Origin of the sequence: Streptococcus pseudopneumoniae, assembly GCF_001072375.1 — a bacterium.
In the GTDB taxonomy this organism is placed as follows: domain Bacteria; phylum Bacillota; class Bacilli; order Lactobacillales; family Streptococcaceae; genus Streptococcus; species Streptococcus pseudopneumoniae_L.
Window position 1 is genome coordinate 24449 of the sequence record NZ_JVKV01000107.1, and the last position, 7653, is coordinate 32101.

8 protein-coding genes are annotated in these 7653 nt (G+C 39.6%); 3 read left to right on the forward strand and 5 right to left on the reverse strand.

Going from position 1 to position 7653, the window contains the following annotated elements:
* Together recX and ADH31_RS08925 are read left to right on the forward strand one after the other, a co-directional pair.
* Nucleotides 1-777 carry a recombination regulator RecX gene (gene recX, locus ADH31_RS08920; RefSeq protein WP_049510261.1) on the forward strand — a complete coding sequence of 259 codons (777 nt, stop codon included), beginning with the start codon at nt 1-3 and terminating at the stop codon, nt 775-777.
* 88 nt (nt 778-865) lie between these two features.
* The gene (locus ADH31_RS08925; protein WP_000775325.1) at nt 866-1399 is read left to right on the forward strand and encodes a nucleoside tri-diphosphate phosphatase; all 534 of its coding nucleotides are present in this window, start codon (nt 866-868) and stop codon (nt 1397-1399) included.
* Between the two features lie 69 nt (nt 1400-1468).
* Here the strand turns inward: ADH31_RS08925 and ADH31_RS08930 are convergent, their stop codons facing one another.
* From ADH31_RS08930 to ADH31_RS08950, 5 genes are all read right to left on the reverse strand, one after another.
* The gene (locus ADH31_RS08930; RefSeq protein WP_049504710.1) at nt 1469-2236 is read right to left on the reverse strand and encodes an epoxyqueuosine reductase QueH; all 768 of its coding nucleotides are present in this window, start codon (nt 2234-2236) and stop codon (nt 1469-1471) included.
* A 67-nt stretch (nt 2237-2303) separates the two neighbouring features.
* The gene (locus ADH31_RS08935; RefSeq protein ID WP_049510264.1) at nt 2304-3503 is read right to left on the reverse strand and encodes an MFS transporter; all 1200 of its coding nucleotides are present in this window, start codon (nt 3501-3503) and stop codon (nt 2304-2306) included.
* A 131-nt stretch (nt 3504-3634) separates the two neighbouring features.
* The gene (gene asnS, locus ADH31_RS08940; RefSeq protein ID WP_045763626.1) at nt 3635-4978 is read right to left on the reverse strand and encodes an asparagine--tRNA ligase; all 1344 of its coding nucleotides are present in this window, start codon (nt 4976-4978) and stop codon (nt 3635-3637) included.
* A 150-nt stretch (nt 4979-5128) separates the two neighbouring features.
* Entirely contained in the window at nt 5129-6307 is a 1179-nt protein-coding gene (locus ADH31_RS08945; protein WP_049510265.1) for a pyridoxal phosphate-dependent aminotransferase, read from the reverse strand.
* The gene (locus ADH31_RS08950) at nt 6304-6792 is read right to left on the reverse strand and encodes a DUF5590 domain-containing protein (protein ID WP_049510266.1); all 489 of its coding nucleotides are present in this window, start codon (nt 6790-6792) and stop codon (nt 6304-6306) included. The genes ADH31_RS08945 and ADH31_RS08950 overlap by 4 nt, the downstream gene beginning before the upstream one ends.
* Before the next feature lie 260 nt (nt 6793-7052).
* On the opposite strand from ADH31_RS08950, the gene ADH31_RS08955 reads away from it, so the two are divergent.
* Complete coding sequence (locus ADH31_RS08955) at nt 7053-7601, forward strand: NADPH-dependent FMN reductase (RefSeq protein WP_049510268.1); 549 nt, start codon at nt 7053-7055, stop codon at nt 7599-7601.
* Nucleotides 7602-7653 lie beyond the last annotated feature (52 nt).

Here is a 7653-nt window from a genome sequence, read left to right on the forward strand (position 1 = left end):
ATGAAAATCACAAAACTTGAAAAGAAAAAAAGACTCTATCTGCTCGAACTTGATAAGGACCAAACCTGCTACATTACAGAGGATACCATTGTTCGCTTTATGTTGACTAAAGGGAAAGAGATCTCAGCTGAAGAACTAACTGAGATTAAATCCTTTGCGCAATTTTCCTACAGTAAAAATCTAGCTCTCTACCACTTATCCTTCAAGGCTCGCACTGAAAAAGAAGTTAAAGATTATCTTGCCAAACATGAAGTTAATGAGAACATCATCCCCAAAGTTATCCAGTCTTTAAAAGATGATAATTGGATCAATGATCGCCAATATGCTTATGCCATCATCAATTCCAATCAGCTTTCAGGAGATAAGGGAAGCTATATGCTGATGCAGAAGATTTCTCAAAAAGGCGTTGCTAAATCCATTATCCAAGAAGTCTTACAAGAATTTGATATGACGGAAGTCGCAGAGCGCACAGCTGAAAAACTACTGAAAAAATACCAGGGTAAATTACCTACCCGTGCTCTACAGGATAAGATTATCCAAAGCCTGACCAATAAAGGATTTTCCTACACAGAAGCCAAAACAGCCTTTGACCAATTGGACAGCCAGGTCGAAGAAGAAACCGTTCAGGAACTTATTTTTAAAGAGTTAGACAAGCAGTATCGGAAATATTCACGAAAGTATGAAGGATACGAACTGAAACAACGTTTGACCCAAGTTTTAGCTAGAAAAGGTTATGATTTTTCGGATATAGCCAGCGCTCTCAGAGAATATCTTTAATTTTTTCATGAAAAAACTAAGAACTTTAAACAAAAATGTGATACAATAGTAAACGATAAACTTATAAATTGTAGAAAGTTGGTTAGTTATGAAACTTCCAAAAGAAGGCGACTTTATTACAATTCAAAGTTATAAGCATGATGGGAGTCTCCACCGTACTTGGCGAGACACCATGGTACTAAAAACAACAGAGAACGCTATTATCGGCGTCAACGACCACACACTTGTTACCGAAAGTGACGGTCGTCGTTGGGTGACTCGAGAACCGGCTATTGTTTACTTTCACAAGAAATATTGGTTTAATATTATCGCTATGATTCGTGAAAATGGTATCTCCTACTACTGCAATATGGCAAGTCCTTACTATCTGGATGAAGAAGCTTTAAAATACATTGACTATGATTTGGATGTTAAAGTTTTTACAGATGGTGAAAAACGCCTCTTGGACGTTGAGGAGTATGAACGACACAAGCGAAAAATGAAGTATTCTTCTGACTTAGACTATATTTTGAAAGAGCATGTCAAGATTCTTGTTGATTGGATCAACAATGAACGTGGCCCCTTCTCAGAAGCCTATGTCAACATTTGGTACAAACGCTACGTAGAACTAAAGAATCGGTAAAGTTGTCAAACCCAGCTGAAAAGCTGGTTTTTTTATTTGAAAAACCCAGCTTTTCAGCTGGGTTGATTTCTATATATCTAACTTCGTAACAGTGAACTTGATATGCGAATAGTCTTTTTCGATATCCTTATCTACCATAAAGGCTGTTGCGTCCTTCTTGACCTGTACCAAGTCAATATTTTGAGCTTGAGCGGCATAGACACAGCCACAATAACATTGGCGATAAATATCGTACTCTTCACACATTTCTACAGAGCGTTTGTAACCTTGATTTTTCTTAAAGTCACTTGGAAGATAATGAGTGGTGTAGATTTTCTGTACATCAATCCCAATACTATTGATGGTTTGTGAATTTTTATGGGGACTGATGGTTAGGGCTGAGCCAAAGTAGTCAAAGCCCAAGTCCATAGCCACTTGCGCTGTCTTGTCCAAACGATAGTCAAAACAAACCTTGCAGCGATCGCCACCTTCAGGTTCTTCTTCCAAACCTCTGACCAGCTGACGGTATTCGTTGGGCTCATAGGGTGCTTCTAGGTATTGGACATGATTGCCAGTTCGTTCATTGAAATCACTGACAAACTTTTTTGTCACATAGGCACGCTTGTGATACTCAGCTTTAGGATGGATATTTGAATTAGCAAAATAAATGGTTACATCTGCATACTTGGTCAAATACTCTAAAGTATAGGTGCTACAAGGAGCACAACAGACGTGCATGAGAATGGTTGGTCTCTCTTCATTTTTTTCCCAAACTTGAACCATCTTTTGCATGACACGGTCATAGTTGATCTTTTGATTGGGATTCATCTTACTTAGAATTTCTTCTACATCGATCATACTCTTCTCCTTTTCCTCTTGCTATTGTACCACAGGATGATCCTTTGGGCAAATAGGTTTTCGTGCTTTACTCAGTTTTTAAGTCCTTCTCTAATAGCTTGCCCATCCTTGTCAAACTGATTATTAGGATAGGACAGGTTAAAAGCAAGATAAGACCTAGAACTAAAAAGACAGCTATAAGACCCCAACGATCGATTAACCAACCTGTCAACGGGAAAATGACAATCATAGAAAGACTAAAGAGCATGGAATTGATACTAAGCATAGTTGCTCTAACACTGGACGGTAAATAGCCTTGTAAGTCATTGAAATAGATCGGCTGATAAACTGCATAGAGTGTATCAGTTAAAAGATAGACGAGAAGAAAAGCAAAGGGAGTTCCAGAAAATACCAATAGTAAGGCCAAGCCCGTTAGTGCAACAAGAGTCGGAAAAACTCGATTGCTATTCCATTTTTTTCCAATTTGACTAGCTACATAAACTGCTATAAGATTTAAGCCACTACCAATCAGCATGACCAGCGAAACCTGCCATCCTGCTAAGTCACTTATTTTCTGCTGATAGTAAAAGTAAAACATGCACATGAGTGTTCCGACTAGCTGATAAGTCATCATCCAGTAAAAGAGGACAGGTTTTTCCTGCCATTCTTTTCGAACTTGCAAGACAATCGTTTTAAAGGTTAAGCCTTCATTTTTTTCTCTCTTAGCCATTGGTTCTTTCATAAAATAAATCAAGATTATAGAAAGAAATGAAAATCCTATAGCAATCAGATAGGTCCAAGCCAATGCTCCGTGAATAAAGAAGCCTGCCACAACTGTACCTAAGGTTCGGGTGACTTCTGCCACACCAGACAAAAAACTAGAAATCTGAAGATATCGGTCCTTTTGACCCGCTTCTACCGCAGAATCATATAAGAAAGCGGTACTGGTCCCCGAATCAAAATTATAAGACCAAGCATTGACCATCATAGCAAAAGCATAAATCCAAAAATTCCCCTGACCAAACAAAATCAAGATAGAGGACACAATACTGGCCAAGCGAGCCAAATAGAGATTGGTCTTGTAGCTAAATCGATCGGCCAACATACCAGACGGGATTTCACACAAGAGACTAGTACCGTGAAAGATACTTTCTAGTAGACCGATTTGAAGTAAGGAAAGACCATTTTGAATGAAAAATAAAATCCAAAAACTGGTGATTCCAAAATAAGAAGTGAATTCCAGACCTGCTAGGAGTGGAATATTGCGTTTGTAAGTTCTTTTAAACATCGTTTTCTCTCTTTCAATATGTAATATGAGTTTTTCTAAAAGACTTACTTAGAGTTGCCTACATTTTCTCCACCTCTTTCATTTAAAGTAAAAACGCCAGACGGCGTTTTTATAGTTATTTTTTATAGTTATTAAGGTTTAATACGGTGCAACATACGTGGGAATGGAATAGCTTCACGGATGTGTTTTGTACCAGCTGCGAAGGTCACCATACGCTCGATACCAATACCAAATCCACCGTGTGGGACTGTACCGTATTTACGAAGATCAAGGTAGAATTCATACTCTGTACGATCCATACCTAGTGATTCCATCTTAGCTACAAGGGCGTCGTAGTCTTCCTCACGCATTGAACCACCGATGATTTCTCCGTAACCTTCTGGTGCGAGCAAGTCTGCACAAAGTACGCGATCTGGGTTACCAGGAACTGGTTTCATGTAGAAGGCCTTGATGTCTGCTGGGTAGTTAATCACGAAGGTTGGTACACCAAAGTGGTTTGAAATCCATGTTTCGTGTGGTGAACCAAAGTCATCACCATGCTCGAGATGTTCGTAGTCTGCATCTTCATCATTTTCATGCTCTTGCAAGAGGTCAATGGCTTGATCGTAAGTGATGCGTTTGAATGGCTCTGCAATATAGCGTTTCAAGAGTTCTGTATCACGCTCCAATGTTTCCAAGGCTTGAGGCGCACGGTCAAGAACACCTTGAAGCAAAGCTTTAACATAAGCTTCTTGCAAGTCAAGTGACTCATCATGTGTCAAGTATGAATACTCTGCATCCATCATCCAGAATTCAGTCAAGTGACGGCGAGTTTTTGATTTTTCAGCACGGAATACTGGACCAAAGTCAAAGACACGACCAAGAGCCATAGCACCAGCTTCAAGGTAAAGTTGACCAGATTGACTCAAGTATGCTGGTGTTCCGAAGTAGTCTGTTTCAAAAAGTTCTGTAGAATCTTCTGCAGCATTTCCTGAAAGAATTGGGCTATCAAACTTCATGAAGCCATTTTTATCAAAGAACTCATAAGTCGCATAGATGATAGCATTACGGATTTGCATGACAGCTACTTGTTTGCGTGAACGAAGCCACAAGTGACGGTTGTCCATCAAGAAGTCTGTTCCATGTTCTTTTGGAGTGATTGGGTAATCTTGAGATTCACCGATAACTTCGATGTCTGTAATATCCAACTCGTAACCAAATTTAGAACGCTCGTCTTCTTTAACAATCCCTGTCACGAAAACAGATGTTTCTTGACTTAGACGTTTGATGGTGTCAAATTTTTCAAGACCTACTTCTTCTCCAAATTTTTCGATAAAGTTTGGTTTAAAAGCTACACCTTGGAAAAAGGCTGTTCCATCACGCAATTGCAAGAAAGCAATTTTCCCTTTTCCTGATTTGTTGGCAACCCAAGCACCGATAGTGACTTCTTGACCAACGTAATCTTTTACTTCGATAATTGTTACACGTTTTGTCATCATTTATCTTCCTTTTTTCGTTTAACTTGTCCAAAGACATTATTACTCATTATTGTACCACAAATAATGGCTGATAGCTAGCTAGTTTGACAGAAATTCATAAGTTTTTAGCTACAAAAACCTCCGCCAAAAGGACGGAGGTTTAACTTCTTATTTTTCCATAAATTGGTGCAAACGACGAATGGCTTCTTTTAGAGTTTCCAAGTCTGTTGCGTAGCTGAGACGAACATTTTCTGGTGCTCCAAATCCGGCTCCTGTAATCAAGGCCAGACCAACTTCCTCAAGGATAGCCGTTGTAAATGCTGTTACATCGCTATAACCTTTCATCTCCATAGCTTTTTTGACATTAGGAAAGAGATAGAAAGCTCCTTGTGGTTTGACTACTTCAAAGCCAGGGACTTGGCACAAGAGAGGATAAATGGTATTGAGACGTTCCTCGAAAGCCTGACGCATGGTTTCTACGGAGTCTTGTGGACCAGTTAAGGCTTCGATTGTTGCGTATTGAGATACCGCAGTCAGGTTTGAAGTCGTTTGACCTGTTAGTTTACTCATAGCAGCAATGATTTCTGGATCACCCACTGCATAACCTACACGCCAACCTGTCATTGCGTAGGCTTTTGATACCCCGTTAATGACAATGGTTTGGTTGCGAATGGCTTCTGATAGACTAGAGATTGGGACGAGTTCATTTCCGTTATAGACCAAACGACCATAAATATCATCTGCTAGGATGAGAATATCGTGTTCAACAGCCCAATTTCCAATGGCCAAGAGTTCCTCACGAGAATAAATCATCCCAGTCGGATTAGATGGTGAGTTAAGAACCAAAACCTTGGTCTTATCTGTGCGAGCTGCTTCTAATTGCTCCACAGTTACTTTAAAGTGATTGTCTTCTTTGGCTTGGACAAATACTGGAACACCTTCTGCCATCTTAACCTGATCCCCATAACTAACCCAGTAAGGTGTTGGAATAATAACCTCATCTCCAGGATTAACCACAGCCATAAAGAAAGTATAAAGGGAAAACTTGGCACCTGTAGCAAAAGTGACTTCGTTAGCCGCTACGGAATAACCATAATAACGCTCAAAATAGGTATTGACCGCTGCTTTTAACTCAGGCAAACCTGAAGCTACCGTATAGAAAGAAGCACGTCCATCTCGAATGGCTGCAACAGCAGCATCTTGAATATTTTCAGGAGTATGAAAATCGGGCTGACCTAAAGTTAAGAAAAGAACATCTTTTCCTTCAGCCTTTAATTTCTTTGCTCTTGCATCACTAGCCAGAGTGACGCTTTCTTCCATTTCTAAGACACGTTTAGATAATTTCATAGCTTCTCCTTTTCGATTAGGGCACCAGTTTCAAAATCCACTAGATAGTAGTCTCCACCAGACTTGATTTCCCAGACGGGTTTATCAGCATACCGTCCAAAGGTAATCGTGTCAATCTCAGTTGCTCCTTTTTCTCTGACAACTGCTTCTGCTTTTTCTTGTGAAGTGCCACTTTCTAGTTGATACACATAGATTTTTTGACTATTTTTCTCAATTAAAACAGCTACTGGCTTTTGATTCTTGTCTTGGCCAAGGACACTATAATAGCTCTCTAAACCATTGAAGAAATCAACCTGACTGACCGTTTCTAGATTCGCATACTGCTTGGTAAGTTTTTCCCCTTCTACCTTCGCTGTCTGATAAGGCTTCATGCTAAGCCACACCAAATAGAGAAAGGAAGAGGTCACAACTAGAGCCAGCAGGGTCATACCAATACCGTACTGAAATAATAAGAAATTTTTTTCTTTTTTCTGTCTCATTTTCACTCGTCTATTTTACCATCTATCCAAGTGAATTACAAGTGAATAAAGGAGGGGGATTTGTCTCGGAACTTCTCTTATGACAGGAATATATGACGCTTGAATCATTGATTTCACAGACTTTTCCTAATCTCTACTCCTAAAAATAATCTTGACTATCATCGATTTTATTTTCTGGGCAAATTTCTTGCAAATAATTTCGTTTTGTTGTAACATTGCTTGCAACAACAGAGAAAGCTCTGATTAAAATATAAAGGAGACTCCCTATGTCTAAAAAAGTATTATTTATCGTTGGTTCACTTCGTGAAGGTTCCTTCAACCACCAAATGGCGCTAGAAGCCGAAAAAGCTCTTGCAGGTAAAGCTGAGGTTAGCTACCTTGACTACTCAGCAATCCCACTTTTTAACCAAGAACTTGAAGTTCCAACTCTTCCAGCTGTAGTAGCAGCTCGTGAAGCTGTTCTGGCTGCTGATGCTATCTGGATTTTCTCTCCAGTCTACAACTTCTCAATTCCTGGAACAGTTAAAAACTTGCTTGACTGGCTTTCACGCGCTCTTGACTTATCTGAAACTCGTGGTCCATCTGCCCTTCAAGATAAAATCGTTACTGTGTCTTCAGTAGCAAATGCAGGTCATGAACAACTCTTTGCAATCTACAAAGACCTCTTGCCATTCATCCGTACACAAGTTGTAGGTGAATTCACTGCAGCTCGTATCAATGATTCTGCTTGGGGAGATGGTAAATTAGTTCTTGAAGACAGTGTTGCTACTTCACTAAAACAACAAGCTGAAGACTTGGTTCAAGCTATTCAATAATTGAATTGAAAAAAAGAGAGTGGGACAGAAATCGGTAATTCGTTAGAATTCG